The organism is Actinomadura decatromicini (assembly GCF_008121305.1).
GTDB lineage: Bacteria > Actinomycetota > Actinomycetes > Streptosporangiales > Streptosporangiaceae > Spirillospora > Spirillospora syzygii.
The window spans coordinates 441,559-468,057 of sequence record NZ_VSRQ01000004.1; the positions used below are offsets into that span (position 1 = coordinate 441,559).

General features: G+C 73.7%; 24 protein-coding genes. 14 read left to right on the top strand and 10 right to left on the bottom strand.

The features are described from left to right. The 3 genes from FXF68_RS20510 to FXF68_RS20520 all read right to left on the bottom strand — a co-directional run bounded on the left by FXF68_RS20510 (position 1) and on the right by FXF68_RS20520 (position 3,319). On the bottom strand, positions 1-681 hold the full coding sequence (locus FXF68_RS20510; protein WP_148761602.1) for a copper resistance CopC family protein: 681 nt from the start codon (positions 679-681) through the stop codon (positions 1-3). A gap of 140 nt (positions 682-821) precedes the next feature. Further along, positions 822-1,949 (bottom strand): DUF5685 family protein, encoded by a 1,128-nt coding sequence (locus FXF68_RS20515; protein ID WP_187438021.1) that lies wholly within the window; start codon positions 1,947-1,949, stop codon positions 822-824. Between the two features lie 71 nt (positions 1,950-2,020). Then, a complete protein-coding gene (locus tag FXF68_RS20520; protein ID WP_148761604.1) occupies positions 2,021-3,319 on the bottom strand; it encodes a helix-turn-helix domain-containing protein in 1,299 nt (432 codons plus the stop codon). A gap of 344 nt (positions 3,320-3,663) precedes the next feature. On the opposite strand from FXF68_RS20520, the gene FXF68_RS20525 reads away from it, so the two are divergent. The 4 genes from FXF68_RS20525 (at position 3,664) to FXF68_RS20540 (ending at position 7,639) form a co-directional block, all read left to right on the top strand. Then, positions 3,664-5,109 carry an NCS2 family permease gene (locus FXF68_RS20525; RefSeq protein ID WP_148761606.1) on the top strand — a complete coding sequence of 482 codons (1,446 nt, stop codon included), beginning with the start codon at positions 3,664-3,666 and terminating at the stop codon, positions 5,107-5,109. A gap of 157 nt (positions 5,110-5,266) precedes the next feature. Then, positions 5,267-6,439, top strand: coding sequence for a glycerate kinase (locus tag FXF68_RS20530; RefSeq protein WP_342787148.1), 1,173 nt, complete (start codon positions 5,267-5,269; stop codon positions 6,437-6,439). A gap of 301 nt (positions 6,440-6,740) precedes the next feature. Then, positions 6,741-7,241, top strand: coding sequence for a hypothetical protein (locus FXF68_RS20535; protein ID WP_148761608.1), 501 nt, complete (start codon positions 6,741-6,743; stop codon positions 7,239-7,241). A gap of 134 nt (positions 7,242-7,375) precedes the next feature. Next, on the top strand, positions 7,376-7,639 hold the full coding sequence (locus FXF68_RS20540; protein WP_148761610.1) for a hypothetical protein: 264 nt from the start codon (positions 7,376-7,378) through the stop codon (positions 7,637-7,639). 363 nt (positions 7,640-8,002) lie between these two features. Here FXF68_RS20540 and FXF68_RS20545 read toward each other — a convergent pair whose 3' ends face one another. Together FXF68_RS20545 and FXF68_RS20550 are read right to left on the bottom strand one after the other, a co-directional pair. Next, a complete protein-coding gene (locus FXF68_RS20545; RefSeq protein ID WP_148761612.1) occupies positions 8,003-8,299 on the bottom strand; it encodes a hypothetical protein in 297 nt (98 codons plus the stop codon). Positions 8,300-8,864: 565 nt separating this feature from the next. Beyond that, positions 8,865-9,134 (bottom strand): hypothetical protein, encoded by a 270-nt coding sequence (locus FXF68_RS20550; RefSeq protein ID WP_148761614.1) that lies wholly within the window; start codon positions 9,132-9,134, stop codon positions 8,865-8,867. Positions 9,135-10,142: 1,008 nt separating this feature from the next. Between FXF68_RS20550 and ald the strand changes: the two genes are divergently transcribed. The 3 genes from ald to FXF68_RS20565 all read left to right on the top strand — a co-directional run bounded on the left by ald (position 10,143) and on the right by FXF68_RS20565 (position 12,330). Beyond that, entirely contained in the window at positions 10,143-11,258 is a 1,116-nt protein-coding gene (ald, locus tag FXF68_RS20555) for an alanine dehydrogenase (RefSeq protein ID WP_148761616.1), read from the top strand. A 48-nt stretch (positions 11,259-11,306) separates the two neighbouring features. Further along, positions 11,307-11,894 (top strand): histidine phosphatase family protein, encoded by a 588-nt coding sequence (locus FXF68_RS20560; protein ID WP_148761618.1) that lies wholly within the window; start codon positions 11,307-11,309, stop codon positions 11,892-11,894. 136 nt (positions 11,895-12,030) lie between these two features. Next, positions 12,031-12,330, top strand: a complete 300-nt coding sequence (locus FXF68_RS20565) for a metal-sensitive transcriptional regulator (protein ID WP_067884729.1) — start codon at positions 12,031-12,033, stop codon at positions 12,328-12,330. A 33-nt stretch (positions 12,331-12,363) separates the two neighbouring features. Here FXF68_RS20565 and FXF68_RS20570 read toward each other — a convergent pair whose 3' ends face one another. Continuing rightward, on the bottom strand, positions 12,364-12,921 hold the full coding sequence (locus FXF68_RS20570; protein ID WP_148761620.1) for a MarR family winged helix-turn-helix transcriptional regulator: 558 nt from the start codon (positions 12,919-12,921) through the stop codon (positions 12,364-12,366). A 117-nt stretch (positions 12,922-13,038) separates the two neighbouring features. On the opposite strand from FXF68_RS20570, the gene FXF68_RS20575 reads away from it, so the two are divergent. Then, on the top strand, positions 13,039-14,589 hold the full coding sequence (locus FXF68_RS20575) for a DHA2 family efflux MFS transporter permease subunit (protein WP_148761622.1): 1,551 nt from the start codon (positions 13,039-13,041) through the stop codon (positions 14,587-14,589). A 40-nt stretch (positions 14,590-14,629) separates the two neighbouring features. Here FXF68_RS20575 and FXF68_RS20580 read toward each other — a convergent pair whose 3' ends face one another. From FXF68_RS20580 to ggt, 3 genes are all read right to left on the bottom strand, one after another. Then, positions 14,630-15,496: an oxygenase MpaB family protein gene (locus tag FXF68_RS20580; RefSeq protein ID WP_246178826.1), complete on the bottom strand. Its 867-nt coding sequence runs from the start codon at positions 15,494-15,496 to the stop codon at positions 14,630-14,632. Between the two features lie 113 nt (positions 15,497-15,609). Further along, a complete protein-coding gene (cutA, locus tag FXF68_RS20585; protein WP_148761624.1) occupies positions 15,610-15,969 on the bottom strand; it encodes a divalent-cation tolerance protein CutA in 360 nt (119 codons plus the stop codon). Positions 15,970-16,018: 49 nt separating this feature from the next. Then, positions 16,019-17,959 carry a gamma-glutamyltransferase gene (gene ggt / locus FXF68_RS20590; RefSeq protein WP_342787149.1) on the bottom strand — a complete coding sequence of 647 codons (1,941 nt, stop codon included), beginning with the start codon at positions 17,957-17,959 and terminating at the stop codon, positions 16,019-16,021. A 400-nt stretch (positions 17,960-18,359) separates the two neighbouring features. Between ggt and FXF68_RS44515 the strand changes: the two genes are divergently transcribed. The 6 genes from FXF68_RS44515 to FXF68_RS20620 all read left to right on the top strand — a co-directional run bounded on the left by FXF68_RS44515 (position 18,360) and on the right by FXF68_RS20620 (position 25,888). Then, positions 18,360-20,615: an amino acid permease gene (locus FXF68_RS44515; protein ID WP_281292223.1), complete on the top strand. Its 2,256-nt coding sequence runs from the start codon at positions 18,360-18,362 to the stop codon at positions 20,613-20,615. Between the two features lie 195 nt (positions 20,616-20,810). Then, positions 20,811-21,644, top strand: coding sequence for an NUDIX hydrolase (locus FXF68_RS20600; protein WP_148761626.1), 834 nt, complete (start codon positions 20,811-20,813; stop codon positions 21,642-21,644). A gap of 49 nt (positions 21,645-21,693) precedes the next feature. Next, positions 21,694-22,725, top strand: a complete 1,032-nt coding sequence (locus FXF68_RS20605) for a serine/threonine-protein kinase (protein ID WP_246178827.1) — start codon at positions 21,694-21,696, stop codon at positions 22,723-22,725. Between the two features lie 11 nt (positions 22,726-22,736). Continuing rightward, positions 22,737-23,708: a hypothetical protein gene (locus FXF68_RS20610; protein ID WP_148761628.1), complete on the top strand. Its 972-nt coding sequence runs from the start codon at positions 22,737-22,739 to the stop codon at positions 23,706-23,708. A 2-nt stretch (positions 23,709-23,710) separates the two neighbouring features. Next, a complete protein-coding gene (locus FXF68_RS20615) occupies positions 23,711-24,997 on the top strand; it encodes an adenylosuccinate synthetase (protein ID WP_148761630.1) in 1,287 nt (428 codons plus the stop codon). A 180-nt stretch (positions 24,998-25,177) separates the two neighbouring features. Continuing rightward, positions 25,178-25,888, top strand: a complete 711-nt coding sequence (locus FXF68_RS20620) for a 3-keto-5-aminohexanoate cleavage protein (RefSeq protein ID WP_148761632.1) — start codon at positions 25,178-25,180, stop codon at positions 25,886-25,888. On the opposite strand, the gene FXF68_RS20625 is transcribed toward FXF68_RS20620, so the two are convergent. Further along, on the bottom strand, positions 25,885-26,499 hold the full coding sequence (locus FXF68_RS20625; RefSeq protein WP_148761633.1) for an Rv1733c family protein: 615 nt from the start codon (positions 26,497-26,499) through the stop codon (positions 25,885-25,887). The genes FXF68_RS20620 and FXF68_RS20625 overlap by 4 nt on opposite strands.

The window sequence follows — 26,499 nt, forward strand, 5'->3', positions numbered from 1 at the left end:
CTACTCGCTTCCGGTGGAGGCGGGCTGCTTCTCGGCGGCGGCGGCCGGCGCCGGGTGCTTGCGCTTGGCCCGGAACACGATGCCGACGCCGATGCCGACGCCCACGACCAGCCCGCCGATGATCAGGGCCCAGAGGAGCATGTTGGAGCCGGAGTCCTTCTCGTCCGTCTCCGCGGCCTGCTGCTGGTCGATCTTCAGCGGCTGCTCGTCCGAGGTGGCGGCCTGCCCGGTCTGCTGCTCCGCGCCGACCCCGCCCGCGGACGGCGGCGCCTGCGACGGCTCGGACCCGCCGCCGGACGAGGTGAACGTCAGGTCGTCGCCCTCGACCGCGTGGCCGTCCGCGCCGACGACCCGGTAGGCGACCGTGTACGTCCCGCCGGGCAGCGGCCCGCGCACGTTCTGCACGACCTCGGTCCCGCCGGACCCGGAGTGCTCGGCCGGGCCCTGCTCGTAGGTCTTGCCCGCGCCGTCCTTGACGATCACCTTCGCCATCCGGATCTTGTCGCTGAAGACGAGCGTGACCTTGACGACCCCCGGCGCCGTCGCGCCCTTGGCCGGAGTGCTGCTCACGAGCCGGGTGTGGGCCAGCGCGGGGGGCGCGGCGACGGCGCCGAGCGCGGCGGTCAGGGCGGCGACGAGAGCGAGGCGGCCCAGGGGCCGGCGAGTCTTGAGGATGTTCATGAAGGCCGGGTTCTCTAGTGGGGACGTCGGGGCTCCGTCCACCCTACTGAGGCCGGGGCCGTGACACGTCCCGGGTCACAGAACACGACGAAACGCGCGATCAAGACACTCCGCCGGCGCCCCGCCGCCCCGGCTCGCGCTCAGTTGCACCCGCAGTCGCAGTCGCAGCAGTCGCACCCGTCGCAACAGTTACAGCAGTCGCAGCAGCCGTCGCAGTTGCCGCAGCCTCCGTCGTCGCAGCAGTCGGCGTGCCGGGTGCACCAGCAGCGGTCCCCGCACGAGTCGCCGTGGTGCTCACTCCACTCGGGCTGGAAGACGCCGCAGGTCACGCAGACGAGCGTCCCGGTGAAGCACGGGACCGGCCAGCCCGGCCGCGGCCCCCGCGGCCCCTTCGGCCCCCGCCGCGACGCCTGGACGGTCTCGGCGAAGACGTGGTCGAGCGACCGCCCGGCCTCGCGGTCGAGCAGCGCCCGGACGAGCCGCGGCCGCTCCAGCTCCAGGTCGGCGAGCGCCAGCCGGAGGCCGCGCAGCGCGTCGTCGGCGTGCCGGCGCGCCTCGCCGAGGTCGGTGCCGGTGGCGAGGAGCGGGTTGTAGGCGCCGGTCTCCCGGTCGTCGGCGAGGTCCTCGACGGCGTCGATGAGGTGGGCGAGGCGTCCGAAGAAGCGTCCGGCCTCGGCGAGGGTCTCGGCGTTGGACTCCCTGCCCGCCAGGACCGCCGTGTGCGCGAACACCGCCGCGACCGCGGTCTCGGTGGGCTCGGTCAGGTCGAGCAGGCCGAGTCCGGGGGCCGCTTCGAGGACGGGCTGCCGCGCCACCGCGTCCCGCAGCACGGACGGGTCGAACCCGACGGCCGCGCCCGTGCGCCCGCCCGCGGCGTCCCATCGGTCGGCCATGCGTCCGGCCGCGGCGGCGACGAGGCGGCGCGCGTAGGGGCCGTCGCCGTCCGCCACGTGGTCGCGAGTCTTGCCCGCCGCGAGCAGCAGCGACGCCGCCGCCGCGAGCTGCGCGCCCTGCGCCCGCGCGGTGACGACCTCGGCGGTCCGCATCCCGCGCAGCGCGCACGGCCCGGCCTTGCGGCGCGGCGACAGGTCCGGCGCCTGCGCCTCGACCAGCACCGAGACCAGCAGCCCGTCGTAGTTGGTGACGAGCCGCGCCGCCTGGCCGTGCTCGGCCCGCAGCGTCAGGCACAGCCCGCAGAGATGCGCCATCCAGTCCTTGAACAGCGACCCGCACAGGACATGACGGCATGGCCGGACGACACCGAACACCGCAGACTCCCCACCTCAGGCGACACGCAGAAACATGGACGCGGCACCGCGCGTCCGGGTTCGCCCGTTCCTCAGACTCCGACGCAGGTGAGGGCGCGGCGGTAGGCGGCCATCCGGGGCGCCTCGGGCGCGCCCGTCTCGGCCAGCACCTCGGCGAGGTCGAACCACGCCTGCGCCGCCTCCCGGGACGACTCCATCTCCTCCAGGCAGGTCGCGGCGCGGGTCAGCACCTCCACCGCCCGCTCCCGGTGGCCGAGCCGCACCGACGCCTCGCCGAGCACCGTCAGCGCCCCGGCGGTGGCGCGCCGCGGCGCGTCCCCGAGCAGGTCGAGGGCCTCCTCGGCGAGCCGCACCGCCTCGGCGGGACGGCCGAGCGCCGTCTCCGCGCGGGCCAGCTCGGTCAGGCACCAGGCGACGTCGATCTCCCCGGACGAGCTGGCGGTGATCTCGCCGCGCACCCGGCTGAGCAGCTCGCGGGCGCGGACGGCCTGGTCCGGCCTGGCGCGCAGCAGCAGCCCGGCGTAGATGACGCGGAGCCGGCTCAGGTCGCGGGGGTCCTCGTCGTCGCCCGCGAGCATCAGCGCCCGCTCGGCGAGGGCGACGCCCTCCTCGTACTCGCCGCGGATCTCCGCGACGTAGGCGGCCTCCCAGTAGGCGACCATCCGGGCGCGCGGGCTGCCGATCCGCTCGGCCCGCTCGACGAGCTGCGCGGCGAGCTGCCGGGCCCGGACGAGGTCGCCCCGCTCGATGAACGCGGCGAGCAGCGCCGCGCCGAGGTGCACGGCCGCGTCGGTCGAGTCGGCGCCGGTCGCGATCAGGTGCCGCAGCGCGTTCTCGGCGGCGTGCACGCCCGCGCTGATGTCGCCGCGCTCGCGCAGGCAGCGGCTCAGCGCGACGTGCACCTTGGCCCAGTGGTCGAGGTCGGTCTCCGCGGACGCCTCCTCGGTGAGCCCGGTGAGCTGGGCGATCGCCTCCTCCAGCTCGCCCGCGGCCTCCAGCGCGAGGGCGTGCCCCCAGCGGGCCTGGTGCAGCATGTCCGGCAGCGCGACCGCGTCGGCGCTGGCGAGCACCTCGGCGAACCTGGCCCGCGCCTCGGCCGCCGCGCCGTTGCTCAGCGCGATCTCGGCGTAGTCGAGGGTGACGCGCAGCTCGTCCACGACGTCCTCGCTGACGCCGCTGACGAGGTAGGTCGCCGAGCAGTTCAGCTTGGCGGCGAGCAGCTCGACCACGCTCGGGGCGGGCACCCGCTTGTCGCTCTCGATCAGCGAGATGTAGCTGTCGGACAGCTCGGGGAAGGCCAGCTGCGCCTGGCTCACGCCCTGCCTGATCCGCAGGGCGCGGATGCGCTGCCCCAGTGTCTCCCGATCCATCGTGTGTCCACCGCCTACAGAGTTCTCGGCCCGGGGTGCTCGCCGGCCGCGTGGCGCGGGGCGAGTGAGCAGAAGCCGGTCAGATGCCCATCGATGCCCATATCGATGCCAATGGTGCCGACATGACGCCCGGTCACGGCCGCGATCCGGCGAATCGGTACCGAAGCGTGTTCTGCATCCGGGCAGGCTATAGCGGACGGACCGCCCCCGTCACTCCGGTGCCGCGCCCGCGGCGCACCGGACGGGCGGCCGGGCCGGACCGGTGCGGGACGCCCGCCGCCGCGGCGGCTACCCTGGCCACCGCGATTTCCGAGACCGTGCTGCCGAGAAGCGGAGACCCCGTCATGCCAACGATCAAGGCCGCGGCGACCGACGATTCACCGCCCGCGGGCGGCGGCGGGCCGCTGGACCGGCTGTTCGACCTCACCGGCCGGAGGACGACGGTCGCGCGCGAGCTGCGCGGCGGCGTGACCACGTTCTTCGCGATGGCCTACATCATCCTGCTGAACCCGATCATCCTCGGCGGGGCGAAGGACGTCACCGGCGCGACGCTGTCGATCCCGCAGCTCACCACGATGACGGCGCTGTCCGCCGCGGTCGCCACGGTGATCATGGGCCTGGTCGGGAACGCTCCGCTCGCGCTCGCCGCCGGGCTCGGCATCAACGCGGTCGTGGCGTTCCAGGCCGCGCCGGTGATGACCTGGCCGCAGGCGATGGGCCTCGTCGTGATCGAGGGCGTGGTGATCGTCGTGCTGGCGCTCACCGGCATCCGCGAGCGGATCATGAACTCGATCCCGCTGGCGCTCAAGCACGCGATCGCGGTCGGCATCGGCGCGTTCATCGCGCTCGTCGGCTTCATCGACTCCGGGTTCGTCACGTCCAGCGCGACGAGCCCGCCGCTGACGCTCGGCACCGGCGGGCACCTCGCGACGTGGCCCGCGCTGGTGTTCGCGCTGACGCTGCTGCTGATGATCGTCCTCTACGTGCGGCGGATCCCGGGCGCGATCCTGATCAGCATCATCGCCGGGACGGTCGCCGCCGTCGCCATCCAGGAGAACACGTCGATCAAGCAGGGCGGCTGGGGCGTCGTCACCCCGAACATGCCCGAGAAGCTGTTCGCCCGGCCCGACTTCGGGCTGTTCGGCCAGATCGACCTGTTCGGCGGGTTCGGCAGGGCCGGGGTCATCACCGCGCTGGTCGTGCTGTTCACGCTGGTGCTGTCCGGGTTCTTCGACGCGATGGGCACGATCCTCGGGATCAGCGACGAGGCCGGGCTCGTCGGCCCGGAGGGCGAGGTGCCGCGGCTCGGCCGGATCCTGTCCGTGGACGGCCTGTCCGCCGCCTTCGGCGGGATCACCAGCTCCTCCGCCAACACGGTTTTCGTCGAGTCGGCGGCGGGCGTCGGGGAGGGCGCCCGGACGGGCCTCGCCAACATCGCCACCGGCGCGCTGTTCACGGTGACGCTGTTCCTCACCCCGCTCGCCGCGACCGTCCCGGCGCAGGCCGCGGCGCCCGCGCTGGTCGTGGTCGGCGCGCTGATGATGACCCAGGTCGCCAAGGTCACCTGGGACGACCTCGACATCGCGATCCCCGCGTTCCTCACCATCGTGCTGATGCCGTTCGCCTACTCGATCACGATCGGGATCGGCGGCGGGATGGTCAGCTACGCGCTGATCAAGGCGGCCAAGGGCCGGTGGCGCGAGGTGTCGGTGTGGCTGTGGCCCGTGGTGCTGCTGTTCCTGATCTTCTTCGCGATCGAGCCGATCGAGCAGTGGCTGGACGTGCGGTAGCGCCCCGCGCCCCGTTTTCCGCCGGTTTCCGGCCCGCCGCCATGACTCCGCGCCCGGCTGTCTGCCCATTCCAGCACCCGGGACGCGTTCGCGGGTGTCAAATAGTGCCGTCATGGCGTAAGCAGAAGGTAGGGCCTTACCCCCCGGCGTGAAAGGCGTGGCTGTGGTGTCCGCGGACTCTCCCCCTCACCCGTCTCCGCCGGGTCACGTCCTGCTGGCGCCCGACAGGTTCCCCGGGGCGCTGACCGCGGCGCAGGCGGCCCGGCACCTCGCGACCGGGCTGCGCCGCGCCCGGCCCGGCGTCCCGCTCGTGGAGCTGCCCGTCGCCGACGGCGGCGAGGGCACCGTCGAGGCCGCCGTCGCCGCCGGGTGGCGGCGCGTCGAGATGGAGGTGTGCGGGCCGACCGGGCAACCGGTGAACGCGCACCTCGCGGTGAACGGCCGCAGCGCGGTGGTCGAGCTCGCGGAGGCGTCCGGGCTGCGCCGGCTGCCGGACGGCCGGCCGCGCCCGCTCGTCGCGTCCAGCCTCGGCACCGGGCAGATGATCGCGCAGGCGGTGCGGCTCGGCGCGCGCCGGATCGTCCTCGGCCTCGGCGGCGGGGCCTGCACCGACGGCGGCGCGGGGCTCGTCCAGGGGCTCGGCGGGCGGCTGCTCGACGCGCTCGGCAAGGACCTCCCGCCCGGCGGCGCCGCGCTGCGCTCGCTGCACGCCCTCGACCTGCGCGGGCTGCCCGACATGTCGGGCATCGAGGTGGTGGTGGCGGGCGACGCCACGGCCCCGCTGCTCGGCCGCGGCGGCGCCGCCGCCGTGGACGGACCGCGCCGCGGCGCCACCCGCGACGAGGTCCGGCTGCTCGACGCGGGGCTGCGCCGCTGGGCCGACCTCGCCGAGGCGGCGTCCCGCCGGGCGGCCCGGGACGTCCCCGGCGCCGGGACGGCGGGCGGCGTCGCGTTCGCCGCGCTCACCTTCCTCGGCGCGACGATCGAGCCGGGCGCGTCGCTGATGCTCGACCTGCTCGGGTTCGCCGAGAAGGCGCGCGGCGCGCACCTCGTCGTCACCGGCGAGGGCTCGCTCGACACGCGCTCGCTGCGCGGCACCGCGCCGATCGGGGTGGCCCGCGCCGCCGCGCGCGCGGGCGCGCCCGTCGTCGCGGTGGCCGGCCGCCGCGGCCTGACCGGCGAGCAGCTCCGCAAGGCGCGGATCCAGGCGGCCTACGCGCTCGCCGACATCGAGCCCGACGCCGAGCGGCGCGTCCGGCTGGCGGGGCCGCTGCTGGAACAGCTCACGGTCGCGATCGCGGACGAGTGGCTCCCGCTGCCGCGCACCTGAGCCGCGCACCCGAGCCGCACATCTGACCGCGCACTGACCCGCGCGCCGGGCCGCCTCGCGGTGGGCGCGTCATCGGGTTGTGCATGATCAACGTTGAATTCGCCCGGACGGCCGTTCACTATTATGACCGATTCACGGGGTTTGACCGGCAATAGCGGGGCGTCAGCGATTCGGCGGGGCGGGTTTTCGCCTCGGCCGAGGGTGGCCACCGTCCGTGATCGGGCGTGTCCGATCCCAGTGGTATCTGCTGGTCGGGCCCCCTACACTTGGAGACCGGGAGTGAGCACTGGAGAGAAGCGGCATGGGCCTGATTCGCGATGAGGACTTCCTGCTCCTGTGGCGCGAGCATGGGAAGGAACTGCCCTGGCGGGGGTACGCCCAGCGGCTGAGCGTCCTCGTCGACAATGAGGTGACGGAAAGCTACGTCCGGGTCTGGGTGCAGCGTAACCGCGAACGCCTCCGGAACGAGTACGGGATCTCCGTCGGGGCCCGGCACGTGCGCGCCGACCGCGAATTCGAGGCCTGGCCGAACCTGCCCCGCCAGGAGCGCAACCAGAGCCTGTACCGGCTCCTCGAATACCACGCCCGCGCCCGGCAGCTCGGCGTGGAGAATCTGGCCGTGTCGGTCCGTGATATGTACGTGACCGCCGTGCGCAACATGCGCGCGGGTAATCAAATCATCCGATACGACCCCGACCGGGGGCTCTACCGGTCGAGCCGGACTCCCGAAGAGGCGCTCGCCGACCCGAAGTATGAACGCATCTCCGAGCCGAAAGAATCCTACGCGGCCCGGCACAACTAGGCGCGGCACAACCGACCCGAAACGCATGCCGGATCCCATGTCGCTCTGTCATAACTGTCAGCACTCTTGTACCTTTGTGTTCGAGGGCCGTACTTGACACAAGGCCCTGCCGCCGCGGGGTTGGGAGAGGAAGGGTGCGCGATATCCGGTCATTGGCCCTCGCCGGTGAGATTGACGCGAATCTGATGTCACCCGAAGGCGGCGCCATCGTCGTCGTGGAACACGGAACGCTCATCGCCTGCGACCGTCCGGATGACATCTCCGAACGTGATAACGCCTGGTTGGACGAGGTCTTCGAGCGCTACGGCGTCACCGACCTCCCGCCGCCCAGCTATATCGTCGAAGGTGAGCTCGCAGGCTGGCGTTACTGGAGCCTGGAGCTGGAGAACGACGGCTGAAGCACGCCGCGTGCCGCGCCGTCCCGAGCGAAGCGTCGGTTCGCGCCGGTCTCGCGGCCGGGCGCCACCGCGCGCCTTCCGCCGTAAAGGAAACGTAAAAGCCGCCCCGGCGGCGTCCATGGAATGGCCGAAACGTGACACGGCCATAGGGAACGCTCCACCGAAACGGAGTGGCCGTCCGGTGACGAGGAGCCGACCGATGGCCGGCCGGATGGCGACGGGACGCGGACGGGACGGCGGACGGGCATGAGAAGGGCCGGGGCGGCCCCCGCTCACCCCGGCCCTTCTCACGCCCGGCCCTCCCGACCGGCCCTCTCGGCCCGTCCGCCCTCCGGCCCGACTCGGACCCTCGGGCGGGCGCGCTCAGGCGCTGACCGCGCCCTCAGGCGCGGGCGCCGGACGGGACGGGCGCGCGGGGTAGCGCCCCCGCCGCGGTCCCGACACCGGCTGCTGGAGCAGCCTCATGAGGACGACGCGGAACGGGCTCGGCGCCCCCTCCGGCCAGACCCCGTGCACCGTCAGCAGGCACGCCCCGCACTGGGAGCACACCCGAAGCGGCGCCAGGAGAGACCGGTCCGACAGTCGGCCCAGCGTGATCTCCAGCGTGGGCAGCTGCGCGCACCCCGACTGGGGTCCCTGGCAGCGGTCCTGGTCGTGCATGCCTGCCTCCTCGGTGGCGCCCGCGGCCGCGCCGGCCGGGGCGGAGCGGCGCGGCGGGACGTCCCCCCGCACCTCTCCGAGCCGCCCGGCCGGCCCGTCCGGGCGCCGTGAGCGCGGTCTCGCAGCGCCGCAGCGGGCTTTCGCACCCGCAGACGCAGGACCGGCGGCGGTCGTGCCCCCAGCGCTCCAGCAGGACCGCGAGGGAGCAGATGAGCAGTGCCGCGAGCAGGGCCGAAAGCGCCGAATCGGCGCCGCCGTGGATCCGCTCGAAGCCGGAAATGATGGCGTTGCCCTCCATGGCTCCTCTCCTGCCGTGGGAACGTGCGGCGAGAATCCCCGCCGCGGAACGGCGAGAAGCCTTATTGTTGCATGGGCTAAAGCGTCCTGACATCACGGAACCATCACATTTTAGCCCATGAAACTAGGACATGACGAAGCCCCCTGGACGGTGAATCGATCCAATGCGCACGAGGCATCGAAACGGTTTCGTCCAGGGGACGTCGCGCGGTTTTCCAAGAATCCTTTCGCCGATATCGCGCGGCGGCGCCGCCGGTTCGGCCGACGATTAGAAACGCACTTCCCGGCCGTTGGTCTCCGGCCAGGGCGCGGCGGCCCGCTCGGCCCGCTCGGCCCGCCGGTGCCAGCGGACGTAGAAGACCGTCAGCCGCAGCGCGGCGACCGCGCCGCCCGCCGCGACGCAGGCGGCCAGCGCGTGCCAGACCGTCCACCACGCCCCGGGGCCGGCGCCCTCGCGGACGAGGTCCCCGGCCACGACGGCGGCCAGCCCGGTGGAACTGAACGCGGCTCCGTAGCCGCCGAGAACGGTGACCTTCATCGACCTGCCCCCCGTGAACGCGGAGCACCCCCCGGCCCGGCCTGGCCGGGGGGTGCGTATCCGCGGGCCGTCCGCCCCCCTCCGGCGTGCGGCAGCAGCCGCCGGAGCCCCCCGGGAGCGGACCTCGGGCCCGCTGTCGCGCCGGCGGCCCCGCCGGCGCGCGACTCCGGGACGGGGCATGAACCGTCCCGGTTGATGGCTACTCCAGCGCGGCCGAACCGGCCTGCCCCGTTCCCCCCGAAAAGGAGCAGGCCGGTCCCATCACCACGGTGTGACCATCAGTCACATCCGGCCGTCTCCGGTCCGGACGTGAACGACTATAGCCCACGTAACATCAGCCCGCAAACACGTCTTGAGAAAGACGCGTCCATCGCGTCCCAAAAGTGCTCCGTGGTCATCGCGGGCCAGCCTGGACGTACATTACGACCAGACCACACAAAGCATGACAGACACCCCCGAAACCCCGACATCGCACGGAAGTCGAGGGATCGACCCGCCGCTCCGCGCGTCGTCGGCGCGCCGCCGCCGCACGAAGGGCGGCAGCAGGGAGGACGCCCCACCGCCCTCCGGAACGGCCACCCGTTACACCGACATTGGTCCCGCCCGAAACCGGGCATTAAGGCCAATTGCAGTAAGCGTCGAACAGTCACCGCCAAGAAACCCGCCACCGGCCTCGCCGCCGACTTGCGAAGCCGACTTAGCCCTTGTAACTTGAAGTCGTCACGCCCGGGGAACCGGGGGTCTGCCACAGAAGGCTCGACGGGACGTGAGTCCCGGGCGCGACACCGATCCCGGGCTCACTCCCAAGTAGCAGGCCGGTCGTCGGTTCCGGAGGCCCCCAGACCGTGCGCTGGGGGCCTCCTCCGTTTTCCACCGTTCCTCGCTGGCGTTTCGCCTTACACCGTGTCAGCAGGACCGGCGATACGCTTACACCCTGCACATGGGCACGGTGCCGCGGCGGGCACCACGCTGGAGACGTACATCCGATCACCAGCAGCGGAGGATCCCGTGAAGATCGGCGTCCCGCGCGAGGTCAAGAACCATGAGTACCGGGTGGCCATCACCCCGGCCGGTGTCCACGAGCTGACCCGTCACGACCACGAGGTCTTCGTCGAGCGAGGCGCCGGCCTCGGCTCGGCGGTCCCGGACGACGACTACGTCGCCGCCGGCGCCAAGATCCTGGACGGCCCCGACGAGGTCTGGGCCGAGGGCGACCTCATCCTCAAGGTCAAGGAGCCCATCGCGTCCGAGTACCACCGGATGCGCGACGGCCAGGTCCTGTTCACCTACCTGCACCTCGCGGCGTCCCGCGAGTGCACCGACGCGCTGCTGGCCGCCGGGGTCACCGCGATCGCGTACGAGACCGTCCAGCTCCCGGACCGCTCGCTGCCGCTGCTCGCGCCGATGTCCGAGGTCGCCGGGCGGCTCGCCCCGCAGGTCGGCGCGTACAACCTGATGGCCTCCAACGGCGGGCGCGGCGTGCTGCCGGGCGGCGTGCCGGGCGTGGCCCCGGCGAAGGTCGTCGTCATCGGCGGCGGCGTGTCGGGCCTCAACGCCGCGCAGATCGCCGTGGGCATGGGCGCGGACGTCACCATCCTGGACGTCAACGTCGACCGCCTCCGCCACATCGACGCCATCTACCAGGGACGCCTCCGCACCCTCGTGTCCAGCGCCTACAGCGTCGAGCAGGAGGCGCGGGCCGCCGACCTCGTCATCGGGGCCGTGCTGATCCCCGGCGCGAAGGCGCCCAAGCTGATCTCCAACGAGCTGGTGGCGAGGATGAAGTCCGGGTCCGTCCTCGTGGACATCGCGATCGACCAGGGCGGCTGCTTCGAGGACTCCCGTCCCACCACGCACGCCGACCCCACCTACCGGGTGCACGAGTCGACGTTCTACTGCGTGGCGAACATGCCGGGGTCGGTGCCGAACACGTCCACCTACGCGCTGACGGGCGTCACGCTTCCCTACGCCGTCCAGATCGCCGACAAGGGGTGGCGCCGCGCGCTGCAGGCCAACGCCGCCCTGGCCCGTGGGCTCAACACCCACGCGGGCGAACTCGTCTACGACCACGTGGCCGAGGCGCACAACCTCCCGTTCACGCCGCTGGCGTCCATCCTGGACTGACCGCGCCGGAGGTTCCGGACGCCCGCTTCCCAGGGTAGACAGTCACCCATGGGTGAGCTGATCTTGCTGCGGCACGGGGAGACCGAGTGGAGCCGCGCCCGCCGGCACACCGGGCGGACGGACCTGCCGCTCACGGAGCGCGGCGAGGAGCAGGCGCGCGCGTTGCGCGGGGCGTTGCGCGGGCGGCGGATCGTCCGGACGGTGGCGAGCCCCGCCGAGCGGGCGCTGCGCACCGCCGAGCTGGCCGGGCTCCGGGTGGACGACGTCGACCCCGACCTGTGGGAATGGGACTACGGCGGCTATGAGGGCGTCACCACGCCCGAGATCCAGGAGGAGCGTCCCGACTGGTATCTGTGGGACGACGGGGTGATCCCCGGCGACGCCGCCCATCCGGGCGAGACGGTCGAGGAGATCGGCGCGCGGGCGGACGCGGTCCTCGCGCGGGTCCGGCCCTTGCTGGCGGACGGCGACGTCGCGCTCGTCGCGCACGGCCACGTCCTGCGGGTGCTCACCGCGCGCCGGCTCGGCCTCGCGCCCGCGCAGGGCCGCCTCTTCGCCCTGGAGACCGGGACGGTGTCGGCCCTCGGCGCGGAGCACGGCCGCCCGGTGATCACCGCCTGGAACGTCCCGGCCTGAGAGCCGCCCGGCGGGGCGCTCGGCGGGTGCCGCGCGGGGCGGTCGGATTGTCGTCGCCAGCGCATAAGGTACCCATTGGGGGATGTCCCCCAGGGGTACCGGGGCGCGTGCCCCCGAAGGGATTGCGAGGACGGAGATGGCGACCAGCGAGACCCCCACCCGCGGGTACACCGCCACCAAGGACCAGCTGCAGACCCGGCTGGCCAGGATCGAGGGCCAGGTGCGCGGCATCGACCGGATGGTCGAGGAGGACCGCTACTGCATCGACATCCTCACCCAGATCAGCGCCGTCCAGGCCGCGCTGGACAAGGTGGCGCTCGGCCTGCTGGACGGCCACGTCCGGCACTGCGTGGCCGAGGGCGCTGAGGAGGGCAAGAGCGACGCCATGTCCACCGAGTTGATGGCCGCCGTAGGCCGCCTCATGCGCCGCGGCTGAACCCCGCGCCCACTCGCGCGTCCGGCACCCGGGTCAGGTGCCGTGAAGATCGCCTGAGCTGCCCTGGCCGGGCTCGGATCCCGGCTTGGCACCCGCCTTGTGGCGGCGTGCGTGCTCGATGCTGTCGACGAGGACGCGCCACCCCTTCAGGAAGTGCTGCCGCTCCACCGGGTCCAGGGTCTCCAGGGCCGTCCTGAGAGGGCGGACCCGGCTCCAGGTGAACCGCTTGATCGCGGCGCGGTGCTCCTCGTGCAGGCTGACGATCATGCGGCGGCGGTCCCGGTCGTCCGGGCGCCGCTCGACGAACCCGCCGCGCTCCAGCTCGCCGAGGAGCTGGCTGGCCGTGGCGGGGTTCAGCGCCATGTGCCGGGCGAGGACGCCGACCGGCGCGGGCCCGTGCAGCACGAGCGCCATCAGCGCGGGGACGTGCCGGGGCCCGAGGCCCGCGTCCTTGACCCGCGCCATGAACCCCTCGGCGTCCCGGTGGCCGTCCGCCCCCTTCATGCCGCGCACCATGCGGCTCATGAGCTGGATCAACGTCTCCAGGTCGGCGTCGATCGAGGCGTCGGTCGTCCCGGAGTCGTCAGACATACCTTGAATCTCAACATATTTCGTGATCCACTGCCAGACGTATTGAAGTTCAAGGTGTTTCACGGTTCAACGATCGGGGACACGGGGCAACCGGAGACCGAGGCGAGGAGGCCGGCCATGGCCGAAAGCCCGTCCACCAGGACGGCGCCGCCGGAGGGCGGCTCCGCGGAACGGCTCGACCGCCGGACGATCGTGCTCGGCCTGGTGATCGTGTCCGGGACCGTGATGGCGATCCTGGACACCACGATCGTCAACGTGGCGCTAGAGACGCTCGGCCGGGATTTCACCACCGGTCTCTCCACCATCCAGTGGGTGATCACCGGCTACATGCTGGCCATGGGCACGGTCATCCCGCTGACCGGCTGGGCCGTCGACCGGTTCGGCGGACGGCGCGTCTGGATGACCTCGATCGTGCTGTTCGTCCTCGGCTCGGCGCTGTCCGGCGCGGCCTGGAACATCGAGTCGCTGATCGTGTTCCGGGTGCTGCAGGGGCTCGGCGGCGGGATGCTGATGCCGACCGGCATGGCGATCCTGACGATGGCGGCGGGACCGCGCCGGCTCGGCCGGATCATGAGCATCATCGGCGTGCCGATGCTGCTCGGGCCCGTCCTCGGCCCGGTGCTCGGCGGCTGGCTGGTCGAGGACGTCGACTGGCGCTGGATCTTCTTCGTGAACCTGCCGGTCGGCGCGCTCGCCCTCGCGCTCGCCTGGTGGAAGGTGCCGCACGACCACGGCGAGCACCACGGCGAGCGCCGCGCGCCGGCGTTCGACGTGCGCGGGCTGGTCCTGCTGCCGCCGGGGTTCGTCCTGCTGATCTACGGGCTGTCCACCGCGACCAGCCACGGCGGCTTCGGCGACGCCGCGACGCTCGGCTGGCTCGCGGGCGGCGTCGTCCTCGTCGGCCTGTTCGCGCTGCACAGCCTGAGCCGCGGCGAGCGCGCGCTGATCGACGTGCGGCTGTTCGCCGACCGCACCTTCGCGACCGCGTCCGCCGCCGTGTTCTTCGTCGGCATCGCGCTGATGGGCTCGATGCTGCTGATCCCGCTCTACTACCAGACGGGGCGCGGCGAGGGCGCGTTCGCGGCGGGCCTGCTGCTCGCCCCGCAGGGCCTCGGCGCGGCGACCGCGATGCCGCTGGCCGGGGTGGTCACCGACAAGCTCGGCGCGGGGCGGATCGTCCCGTTCGGCATCGTGCTGCTGGTGCTCGGGACGGTCCCGTTCGCGCTCGTGCAGGCGGACACGTCCTACTGGCTGCTCGGTTCCGCCCTCTTCGTGCGGGGGCTCGGGCTCGGCTGCACGATGATGCCGACGATGTCGGCGGCGCTCACGACGCTGCGCAGGGAGGTCGTGTCGCGGGCGAGCAGCACGCTGAACATCATCGTCCAGCTCGGCGGGTCGGTCGGGACGGCGCTGCTCGCCGTGATCCTGTCCCAGCAGATCAGCGACCGGATCCCGCAGGCGGGCGGCGGCGGGGCCGGGGCGGGCGGCCTGGGGCGGATCCCCGCGCAGGTCCGCGAGCAGGTCGCGCCGAAGCTGGCGGACGCGTTCGGGCACACGTTCTGGGTGGCGCTCGTCCTCACCGCCGTGCTGATCGTCCCGGCGCTGCTGCTCCCCCGGCACGGCGCGCGCGCCAAGGACGGCGAGCGCGGGGCGGTCCCCTTCGAGTGACCCTCCCGAGTGGCCCTCCCGAGTGGCCCCGGCGCGAGCGTCAGGAGGCGATGGTCCAGGCGGCCGGGTCGGACTCGTGCTCGCGCGTGAGCCGCCTGGCCCGCCTGGCGTCCGGGGAGTAGCGGTACCGCTCCGGGACGATCCGCGTCGTCCGGTGCAGCCCCTTGAGCGTGACCGTCGCGGCGAGGTCGGACGTCGGCAGCCCCGGCAGCCCGTACATGCGGCGCGCCCAGCGCGGCAGCGTCGCGACGACCAGCATCCCGACGCCGGGCGCGGCGAGCTTCAGCGGCAGCAGGTTGCGCGGGACGGCCGGGCTGAACATGCGGCGCAGCCCGTCCCTCGCCTCGTCGCACGCCCAGATCCGGCGGCGCATGTCGGCGTAGTAGTCGCGCATCTCGGCGACGGACGCGGGCACGTCCGCCGTGTCGAGGCCGACGACGGCGGCGGCGCGGCGCTGCTCGTCCACGAAGGCGTCGGCGTCCGCGCGGGTCAGCCCGACGCCGGCGCGGCGGGCGACGTCCAGATAGGAGTCGACCTCGCCCATGTGGACCCACAGCAGGTTCTCGGGGTCGTCCACCGGGAACGTCTCGCCGGTGCGCAGGTCGAGGCCGGTCAGCTTGGAGTGCAGCTTGCGGACGCGGCGGCCCACCCGCTCGACCTCGGCCTCCGTCCCGTAGGTGCGGACGCGGACGAACTCCACCGTCCGGCCGAGCCGCGCCCACGCCGCGGACGGGTCCATCAGCTCGGAGTTCTGCGCCGTCCCCCACATCGACCGGGGGTGCAGGGCCTGGAGCAGCAGGGCCCTGATCCCGCCGACGATCAGCACGGGCTCGCCCATGATCCGCCACGTGACCGAACCCGGCCCGAAGAGCCCGTGGTCGGCCGGCTCGTCAGGTACCTCGCGCACCTCGACCGCCTCCCGTCTCCGCCGGCCGGCGCGGGGGCGCCGACCGAAGTAACCGAAGACTTACCCAATCACGCGCGCGTCACACGATCAAGGCCGCCACCTGCGGGACCGCGTCAGTCCTCGGCGTCGGCGACGGCGTCGTCGGACCCGTCCGGCTCGGTCTGCTCGGTGATCCAGGAGAGGTAGTCCATGCTGCCCGCGACGACCGGGGTGGCGATGATCTCGGGGGTGTCGTAGGAGTGCCCGTCGGTGATCAGCGTGGCCAGCTCCTCGAACCGGGCGGCGGTGGTCTTGAACAGGACCATCCACTCCTCGGCCGACTCGATCTCGCCCTCCCACCAGTACGTGCTGGCGATCGGTCCGACGAGCTGCGCGCACGCCGCGAGCCGCTCGGCCACGGCGGACCTGGCCAGCTCGGCGGCCTCCGCGCGGGAGTCGGTGGTGGTGGTCACCTGCACGTACGTGTGGGCCATGGCACGAGTCCTTCCCTGTCGCCGCGCGCGCACGCCCCCGCGACCGCCACTACCCCGCCCGTTGTCCGGCGCCGCCGGGCCGGACCGGGCGAACGACCAGCGCGCTGCCGCCGCCCCGCCGCACCGGCTCGGCGACCGCCTGGACGAGCCCCGGCCGCAGGATCTCCAGCCCGGTGGCCGCGCCGATCATGCCGAGCGGCGGCCCGGGGAACAGCTCGATGCGGTGCCCGCGGGCGGCGAGCTGGCGGCCGTAGGCGTCGATGAACGGCTGCTCGGCGAAGACCTGCGGGGTGTTGCGCTGCGTCGCGCGCGGCGCGGCGAGCGCGGTGGGCAGGTCCATGCCGAGGTCGACCCGGTTCATCAGGATCTGCAGGACGGTCGTGATGATCGTCGAGCCGCCGGGCGTGCCGAGCGCGAGCCGCGGACCGCCGTCCTTCAGCACGAGCGTCGGCGACATGCTGCTGCGCGGGCGCTTGCGCGGGCCCGGCAGGTTCGGGTCGGGCGGCGAGCCGGGCGCGGGCGGCTGGAGGGTGAAGTCGGTCAGCTCGTTGTTCAGCAGGAACCCGCGTCCGGGGACGGTGACGCCGCTGCCGCCGAACTGCTCGATCGACAGCGTGTAGGCGACGACGTTCCCCCACTTGTCGGCGACGTTGAGGTGCGTGGTCTGCGGCCCCTCGAACGCCAGCGCGCGGGTCTGGGTCCCCGGCGGGACGCAGGGCTCGTAGGAGCCGTCCGGCGAGCCGGGCGCGACCGGCGCGGCGGCGGCCCGGTCCGGCCTGATCAGGCAGGCGCGCTCGCGGGCGAAGCCGGACGACAGCAGCTCCTCCAGCGGGACGCCCACCTTGTCGGCGTCGCCCACGTAGCGTCCCCGGTCGGCGTAGGCGAGCTTGGACGCCTCCAGGTAGTAGTGCAGCGCGGTGACGGGGTCGCGCGGGTCGAGCCGGAAGTTGCCGAGGATGTTCAGCGCCTCCCCGACCGTCGAGCCGCCGGACGACGACGGCGGCATCCCGTAGACGTCCATCCCCCGGTAGGGGACGTGCGTCGGCGCGCGCTCCACGGCCCGGTAGGCGGCCAGGTCGCCCGGCTCCATCAGGCCGGGCCGCACGTTCCGCCCGGACGCCGGGTCGACCGGCGGCCTGGCGACGGTCGCGGCGACCTCGCGGCCGAGCCGTCCCCGGTAGAACCAGCCCGGGCCGCGCTTCGCCAGCTCGCGGTAGGTGCGGGCGAGGTCGGGGTTGCGGAACACCGTGCCGACCTCGGGCGGCTTGCCGCCGGGCAGGAACAGCTTCCGGGTCGGGACGATGTCGCGGAAGCGCGCCTCGTTCACCGCGGTCTGGTCGTGGAACTCCTGGTCGACGACGAAGCCCCGCTCGGCGACCTTGATCGCGGGACGGAGCGCGTCGTCCAGGCCGCGGGTGCCGAAGCGGCGGAGCGCGAGGTCCCACTGGGCGAGCGTGCCGGGGACGCCGACGCTCAGCCCGCTGGTCACCGCCTGGTCGAACGGGAGCGCCTTGCCGGTCGCGGGGTCGATGAACGAGCCCGGCCCCATCCGCCCCGGCGCGAACTCGCGGCCGTCGATACTGTGGACGCGGCGCTTCTTCGCGTCGTAGTAGGTCATGTAGCCGCCGCCGCCGATCGCGGCGACGTACGGCTCGGTGACGCCGAGCGTGGCGGCCGCGGCGACGGCGGCGTCCATCGCGTTGCCGCCGCGCCGCAGGACGTCCAGGGCGGCGCGGCTGGCGTCGGGGTCGACGGTGGAGACGGCGCCGCCGGAGCCGGTGGCGACGGGCTGCTTGACCGGGCCCGGCAGGCCCGGCGCCGGGGCGGGCGCGAGCCCCGGCGCGGCGGTGGCGGTGGCGGGGACGGCGGCGGGGACGGTCAGCGACGCGGCGGCGGCGAGCGCGGTCAGCGCGGCGAGGCGGCGCGCGGCCCGCGACGGGCCCGGCGGCGCCGGGCGCGGGGCTTCCGGGGACGACGGGGAGCGGAACACCGGACCTCCTGATGAACGCGGCGTCCCTACCGTGTCACCGATCTTCGCCCGATGCCACCGTCCGCACCGGCCGACCCCGGACGCGCGACACGCCGTGCGCCGCAAGGCTTCCCGGCTTCCCGGACGGTCCCCCAGAAAGATCGTAAAGCGCTTTCCCTAGTGGAAATGGGGTGTATTACGTCGGAACGATCCATCGAAAACGATTCGGCATCACCCCTCCGTGAGGAGCGCGGTGCGGGAGGTCGCTACCTGGCGGTTTGGCAGGATCCGCCAAGGGCGGAGTGACACCAATCACCCCGAAAACGTTGCGATTATGCTCATACCTGGTGAATTCTTAGGGACTTCGACAAGCCGTCATCTCGCGAACAGCGGCGCGGGTTCAGGGCCTGGGGGGACACCTATGACCTGGGACATGCGCATGCGCAACAACATGTTCCGTCGCCTGCCCGTGGAGCAGGCGACCGGCCGCCTCTACGGGGGCCGGCACCGGCTCCGCGTCGTCTACCGCACGCGCGACCTCGTCGTGCTCGGCCTCGGCGTGATGATCGGCTCCGGCATCTTCAAGATCGCGGGCGACCAGGCGGTCTCCACCGCCGGTCCCGGCGTGCTCGTCTCCTTCCTGATCGCGGGCGGCGTCTGCCTGCTGGTCGCGCTGGCCCTCGCCGAGCTGTCCTCGATCATCCCGGTGGCGGGCAGCGCCTACTCCTTCAGCTACGTCGCGTTCGGCGAGGTCTGGGCGTGGATCGTCGGCTGGGCCCTGATCATGGAGCTGCTGCTCGCGTGCGCGGTGCTCGCGCGGGTCTGGTCGCTGTACGCGACGCAGGCGCTGAGCGACTTCGCCGTCCCGGTGCCCGGCTGGCTCGGCGACCTGATCGGCCAGCAGAAGGGCCCGGACCTGCTCGCGTTCGGCATCCTGCTCCTCGTCGTCGTCATGCTGGCGACCGGCAGCCGGATGAGCCTGAAGACCCTGTGGTTCATGGTCATGGCGAAGCTCATCGTCGTCGGCCTGGTCATCGCCACCGGCCTCAAGTTCTTCAGCGCCGACAACGTCACGCCGTTCATCCCCCCGGCCCAGCCCGCGCCGAAGGGCGACCAGACGGCGCTCGACGCGCTGCTCGGCGCGGTCGGCGGCGGCTCGCCGCACGTGTTCGGCGTCTGGGGGCTGTTCGCCGCCGCGCCCGCCATCGCGTTCGCCTACATCGGGTTCGACCTGATCGCGACCTCGTCGGAGGAGACCGAGGACGCGCCGCGCAAGGTGCCGCGCGGCATCCTCACCGCGCTGATCACCGCCGTCCTGCTGTACGCGGCGGTGGCGGTCGTCCTGGTCGGCATGGTCGGGATGGACGGCTTCGCCAAGCTCGACCCGGACAAGGTGCTCATCGCCGCGGCGTTCGACTCGGTCGGCGCGGGCGCGATGGGCAAGCTCGTCGACGTCGGCGTGGTGCTCGGCCTGACCACCGTGATCCTGGTGCTGATGATCAGCCTGACCCGCGTCGTGTTCTCGATGTCCCGCGACGGCCTCCTCCCCCGGCCGCTCGCGACCATGAGCAAGTACAAGGTGCCGTCGCGGGCGACGCTGCTGTCGGGCGGCGCGGCCCTGGTCGTGTCGCAGACGGTCGACGTGCTCACGCTGGAGCAGATGGTCGTGATCGGGACGCTGTTCGCGTTCCTGTTCGTCCCGGCCGCGATGGTGGCGCTCCGCCGCACCCGCCCGGACCTGCACCGCCCCTTCAAGGTGCCGGTCGCGCCGCTCACCGCCGCGGTGACGATCATCGCGATCGGCTGGATGATGCTGAACCTCAAGGTCCAGACCTGGGGCTACTTCTCGGTGTGGATGGTGGTCGGCGTCCTGCTCTACGTCGCGTACGGGCGGCGGAAGAGCCAGATGAAGCTCCTGCTGGACGCGCCGCCGCCGGAGCGCCCGGCCGCCGCCCGGCTGACCGCGCCGCCGCCGGGCGTCGCGCCGCTGTCCAGCCCGCCGGGCGCGTCGCAGCCGTCCGCGTACCTCTCGGGCGAGTACCCGGGGCCGGGGCAGGGGCAGCAGGAGAGCGGCCGCCAGCCGCACTACAGCAGCGGCGCGTGGGCGGCCGAGCAGCGGCCCGGCGCGCCGGAGAGCCCGTACCCGACCGGCCGGTACTCGGCGGGACGGCGCCAGCCCGGCGGCCGGTTCGCCCCCGAGCCCGGCCCGCGCGACTCCTTCGACACCTACATCCCGGGGACGGGCGCGTCCAGCGGCTACACCCCCGGCGCCTCGGGCGCGTACGAGGCGGGCCCCTCGGGAGGCTACGAGTCCGGGCCGGGACCGTCAGGCGGCCACGAGTCCGGCCCCTCCGGCGGCTACGGGTCGGGAGCGTACGGCTCGGGGAGCCAGCAGTCCGGGGCCTACGGATCGGGCGCGTACGGGTCGGGCGCCTACGGGACGGGCGGGTATCCGTCGGGTGGGCATCCGTCGGGCGCCTACCAGGCGCGCGAGCCGTCCGAGGACCCGTACGGCGTTGACCCAGGAGTGCCGAACCCGTACTCGTCGGGGCCGTACCAGTCCGGCCAGTACGGCTCGGGGCCCTACCCCCCGGGACGCCGCGAGAACCGCCGTCCGACCTGGGAGGACGAGGAGCACGAGGAGCCGCCGCCGCAGGGCGGCCGGCACCGCCGCTGAGGGCCGCTCCGGAAACTCTGTTTTGTGAAGTTTCGCCAAAAGTAGCGGGCGCCGCTCCCCCGGGGGCGGCGCCCGCGCTCGTTTCCCGGGTTCCCGGGGTGGACACGGGCACCCGTCCAAGCTAGGTTATTCTCAGCCAGAGATGATCTCGTGTCGAGATTTACTCAGTCCCAGAACGACCGGAGAGGACGCGGCATGACCACCCCGGAGCCGGAGCGCGACGAGAGCGAGTTCCTCGCGCGGTACGACCCGCGCGACTACGACCCCGTCAGCGTGACCGTGGACGTGGTCGCCCTCACCATCCGCGACGGCGCGCTGCACGTCCTGCTGGTGCGGCGCGGCGGCCCCCCGTACGAGGGGATGTGGGCGCTGCCGGGCGGGTTCGTCCACGCGGGGGGGCAGGCGGGCGCCGACGCCGAGGACCTCCCGGACGCCGCCGTCCGCGAGCTGGCCGAGGAGACCGGGCTCAGCGCGAAGGGCGGCGTGATCGGCCGGGTCCACCTGGAGCAGCTCGGCACCTACGGCGCGCCCGGCCGCGACCCGCGCATGCGCGTCATCTCCGTCGCCTACCTGGCGTTCGCGCCGGAGCTGCCCGATCCGGAGGCGGGCGGCGACGCGGCCGACGCGGCCTGGGTCCCGGTCGGCGCGCTCGGCCTGACCGAGTCGGCCGCCCAGCGTCCGGGGACGACCCGGCGGCTCGCGTTCGACCACGCGCGCATCCTGTCGGACGGCCTGGAGCGCGCCCGCGGGAAGCTGGAGTACACCCCGCTCGCCACGGCGTTCTGCGGCGGCGAGTTCACGATCCCGGAGCTGCGCTCGGTCTACGAGGCGGTGTGGGGCGAGGAGCTGCACGCGGGCAACTTCCACCGGAAGGTGCTGTCGGTGCCGGGGTTCGTGGAGAGCACCGGCGAGACGTCCGACCGGGGCGGGCGGCGCGGCGGGCCGCGTCCGCGCCTCTACCGCCCCGGCGACGCCCGCCTCCTGCACCCCGCCCTGCTCCGCCCCAGCAGGGAGGAGCAGATCAGATGAGCGAGGCGAACCGGGGGGTGTGGGGGGTCGCCCCCCACGAGGAGCACAGATGAGCATGGATCTGGACGAGGCGCTGGCGCGGCTCGACCGGGCGCGGACGCCCGCCGACCTGTTCGGCGCCGACCGGGACGAGGCGGCGCGGCGGTACCGGCGGCTGGTCAGGCTCGTCCACCCGGACGCGAACGGCGGGCGCACCCGCGACGCCTTCATCAGGCTGAACGCCCTCTGGCACGCCCACGGCCGGGGCGCCGACCCGACCGTGATCACCACCCGCCGGAACTCCTACCGGCTGGACGGCGGCGACCCGGTCGGCGGTGACCTCGCCGAGCTTTACGCGGCGCGCCCGGAGACCGGGCCCGCCGTCCTGCTGAAGATGCCGCGCGACCCGCGCGACGGCGACCTGCTCGAACGCGAGGCCGTCGCGCTCCGCCAACTGCCCAAGGACGGCGACGGGAGGTTCCTGCCGTACGTTCCGCGGCTCGTCGAGTCGTTCCGGCACAAGGACGCCTCGACCGGCGTCCAGCGGCACGTCAACGCGGTCGCCGCGCTGGACGGCTTCCACACCCTGGCCGAGGTGGGGCGCGCCTACCCCGGCGGCGTCGACCCGCGCGACGCGGCCTGGATGTGGCGGCGGCTGCTCGTCGGCCTCGGGTTCGCGCACCGCGCGGGCGTCCTGCACGGGGCGGTGCTGCCCGACCACGTGATGATCCATCCGGAGCGGCACGGGCTGGTCCTGGTCGACTGGTGCTACTCGGTGCCGGGCTGCTACGCGCACGTCGACGGGTCCGGGCGCGTCCCGGCGATGGTCGACCGGTACGCGGACCGGTACCCGCCCGAGGTGCCGGGACGCCGCCCGGCGAGCCCCGCGACCGACCTCTACATGGCCACCCGGTGCATGACCGACCTGATGGGCGACAAGGCCCCGAAGGCGATGCGCTCGTTCGCGCGCGGCTGCCTGCTGCCCGCGCAGAACCGGCGCCCCGCCGACGCCTGGCGGCTGCTGGCCGAACTCGACGAGCTGCTGGAGCGGCTCTACGGCCCGCGCCGCTTCCGCCCCTTCCACCTGCCCTCCCTCCACTGAAGGAGACGACCATGGGAAGCGGACACTGGTCCACCGACGTCTACGCCGCGCGGGCGAGCTACCGCGCGTCCACCGGGGCGAGCGCGTTCGCCTACTCCGACGGCGGGGCCACCGCCGTCCACCCCGACCTCGACCCGTGCGGGGTGACCGTCCGGGAGAGCCGCGACTCGGGCGACCACCCGGAGTCGCTGGCGATCGGCGTGCTGTTCGACGTGACCGGCTCGATGCGGACCGTCCCGCGGACGCTCCAGGCCAAGCTCCCCGACCTTCTCGGGCTGCTGCTGCGCAAGGGGTACGTCGAGCACCCGCACATCCTGTTCGGCGCGGTCGGGGACGCGACCTGCGACCGCGCGCCCCTGCAGGTAGGCCAGTTCGAGGCCGACAACCGGATGGACGACGACCTCGGCAAGATCCTGCTCGAAGGCGGGGGCGGCGGCCAGATGCGCGAGTCGTACGAGCTGGCGATGTACTTCATGGCCCGGCACACCTCGGTCGACTGCTTCGAGAAGCGCGGCAGGCGCGGCTACCTGTTCATGATCGGGGACGAGCTGGCCTACCCGAAGGTCAGCCGTCGCGAGGTCGCGAGGGTCATCGGCGACGAGCTCGCCGAGGACGTCCCGGTCGAGGAGATCGTGCGCGAGCTCCAGCGCAAGTACGAGGTGTACTTCATCATCCCGGAGGGCGCCTACCACTCCGGGAGCCGCGAGCTGCGGGACTTCTGGCAGGGGCTGCTCGGCCAGAACGTCCTGTACCTGGACGACCTCGACGCGGTGTGCGAGACGATCGCGCTGACCGTCGGGCTCGCCGAGGACGCCATCGACCTCGACGAGGGCCTGGAGCACCTCGCGGAGGCGGGCTCGGACGCGGGCGCGTCGGTGTCCCGCGCGCTGGCCCGGCTGGACGCGTCCCGCGCGCCCGCCGCGGTGTCGGCCGCGCCGCCCGGACTCGGCCGGAGCGCCTCGTCCGGGACGACCCGCCTCTGACCATGGGCCACGTGATCGTCGTCGACCTCGGCTTCGGGGACGCGGGCAAGGGCACGGTCGTCGACCACCTCTGCTCAGTGAATCCCGTGGCGGCGGTCGTCCGGTTCAACGGGGGCGCGCAGGCCGCGCACAACGTCGTGGCCCGCGACGGGCGGCACCACACGTTCGCCCAGTTCGGGTCGGGGACGTTCACGCCCGGCGTCCGGACGCACCTGTCCCGGTTCATGATGGTCGACCCGCTGGCGCTCGCCGCCGAGGCCGACCACCTGCGGGGGCTCGGCGTCCCGGACGCGCTCGACCGGCTCACCGCCGACGCGGGCGCCCTGCTCACGACCCCGTACCACCGGGCCGCGAACCGCGCGCGGGAGTCCGCGCGCGGCGCGGCCCGGCACGGGTCGTGCGGGATGGGCGTCGGGGAGACGGCGTCGTACGCGCTCGCGCACGCCGACGCGCCGCGCGTGGCCGACTGCCTGTCCCCGGCGCGGCTGCGGCGGCGGCTGGCCGCGCTGCGCGACTGGTACCGCGACACGTTCCCCGGCGGGGACGACGTGCCGGAGGTCGATGCCTGCGCCGCCGCGTTCACCGCCTTCGCCGACCGGGTCGAGATCGTCGGCGAGGGCCACCTGCGCGCCCTCCTCCGCGCCGGGGACGTGGTGTTCGAGGGCGCGCAGGGCGTCCTGCTGGACGAGTGGCACGGTTTCCACCCGTACACGACCTGGTCGACGACGACGTTCGCGAACGCGGAGACGCTGCTCGCCGAGGCGGGCGCGTCCGCCGCGCGGCTCGGGGTGCTGCGCGCGTACGCGACCCGGCACGGCCCCGGCCCGTTCGTCACCGAGGACCCGGCGCTCACCGCCGGCCTGCCCGACCGGCACAACGCCGCCGGACGCTGGCAGGGCGCGTTCCGCGTCGGCCATCTGGACGCCGTCGCGCTCCGCTACGCGCTGGACGCGGCGGGCGGCGCGGACGGCCTGGCGGTCACGCATCTGGACGTCGCGGGGGCGCGTCCGGAACTGCGTGTCTGCGTCGCCTACGAGCTGGGCGGCGCGCGGGTCGGGCGGCTGGACTCCGGTCCGCCCGACCTGGACCGCCAGGCCGCCCTCACCCGGCGGCTGGTGACCGCGCGTCCCGTCTACGAGCCGCTCGGCGGCCGCCCCGTGGAAAGGATCGAGGACCTGCTGGGACTCCCGGTCGTCCTGCGCTCCTATGGGCCGACCGCCGCGGACAAGAAACCAGCCGGTTTGCGAGACCATTTGACCAACTCCGCTGCGGCGTCCAAGATCATCTAGGTCCCACCGCGGCGCCGCCCGGGCGCCCTGGGCCGATCCCCGGAGGTAGGCGTTGCGCCTACGCCGGGTCGGCCATGGTCGTCTGGGGCAGCGGCTCACCCGCCCCGCCGATCGGCGACGTCCCGCCGGCGGAGGGGCCTGCGTCATCACTCCGTGATCCCCACCTGAGATGATCGTCGAATGCTCCAGGTCTGCCCGAACGGAAGCCGGACCGAGGGGGTGCCGGTCTCCCCGGCGGAGATCGCCGCCGCGGTCCGGGCCGCCGTCGACGTCGGCGCCGACGACGCGCACCTGCACCCGCGCGACGAGGCGGGCGCCGACACCGTGGAACCCGCCCACGTCGCCGCGGCGGTGGCGGCGGTCCGCGCGTCCACCCCGTCCATCCAGGTCGGGGTGACGACGGGTGAGTGGACGGTCCCCGACCCGGTCGAACGGGCCGCGCGGATCCGCGCCTGGACGGTCCTGCCCGACCACGCCTCGGTGAACTTCCACGAGGACGGCGCCGAGCTGGTCGCCGAGGCGCTGTTCGAGCGGGGCGTGGCGATCGAGGCCGGGATCTTCTCCGGGACGGACGGCGCGCGGCGGTTCCTGCGCTGGCCGCACGCGCACCACGTGCTGCGGATCCTCGCGGAGGTCACCGACCCCGACCCGGAGACCGCGACGGACACGGCGAAGGCCCTGCTGGGCGAGCTCGGCACCCGGCACGGCCGCCCCGTCCTGCTGCACGGCGAGGAGGACGGCGCGTGGCCCGTGCTGCGGCTCGCCGTCCGGCTGAACATGGACGTCCGCATGGGGCTGGAGGACACCCTCGCCCTCCCGGACGGGTCGCCCGCCGCCGACAACGCGGCGCTGATCCAGACGGCCCGCGCCCTGCTCCCGCCCGACGCCTAGGAGCGGGGGTTGTGGCCGGCGTCGGCGTCCATCCGCGCCCAGTCGGCCTCCCACATGTCGTCGCGGAGCCGGTCGCAGCGGCGCCGGACGAGCAGGTAGCCGAGCAGCACCGGCAGCCCGCAGCCGAGGACGGTCGCGGCGCCCGCGTACGCGGCGTCGGTCACCGTGCGGCTGTGCGGCCGGGGCCGCACGGACGGCTCGCCCGCGCGGTCGACCCAGATCGCGCGCTGCGCGCCGGGCTTGGCGTTCTTCCAGCTCGGCAGCGTCCCGGTGCGGGGCTTGCCGTCCTTGCCCGGCCAGGTCGCCTGGACGGTCTCGTGGATGTAGCGGTCGCCGGACGAGCCGATGCCGCCGGTCGCGACCACCGTCGCGACGACCTGGTGGCGGTTCGCCCGCTCGGCGTGCTCGGCCCGGCTGCCCGCCTCGTACGACCAGGACGACGTCCAGGCGGCGAGCGGCGGCGCGGCGCCGAGCAGCAGCACGAGCAGGGCGAGCGCGATCGTCCGCTGGACGCGGTCGATCGGGCGCCGCAGCTCGTTGCGTTCCAGCCCGAGCCGCCGGCGCAGCCTGGTGAGCGGGGTGCCCCTCCAGCCGATGCCGGACCTGCGCAT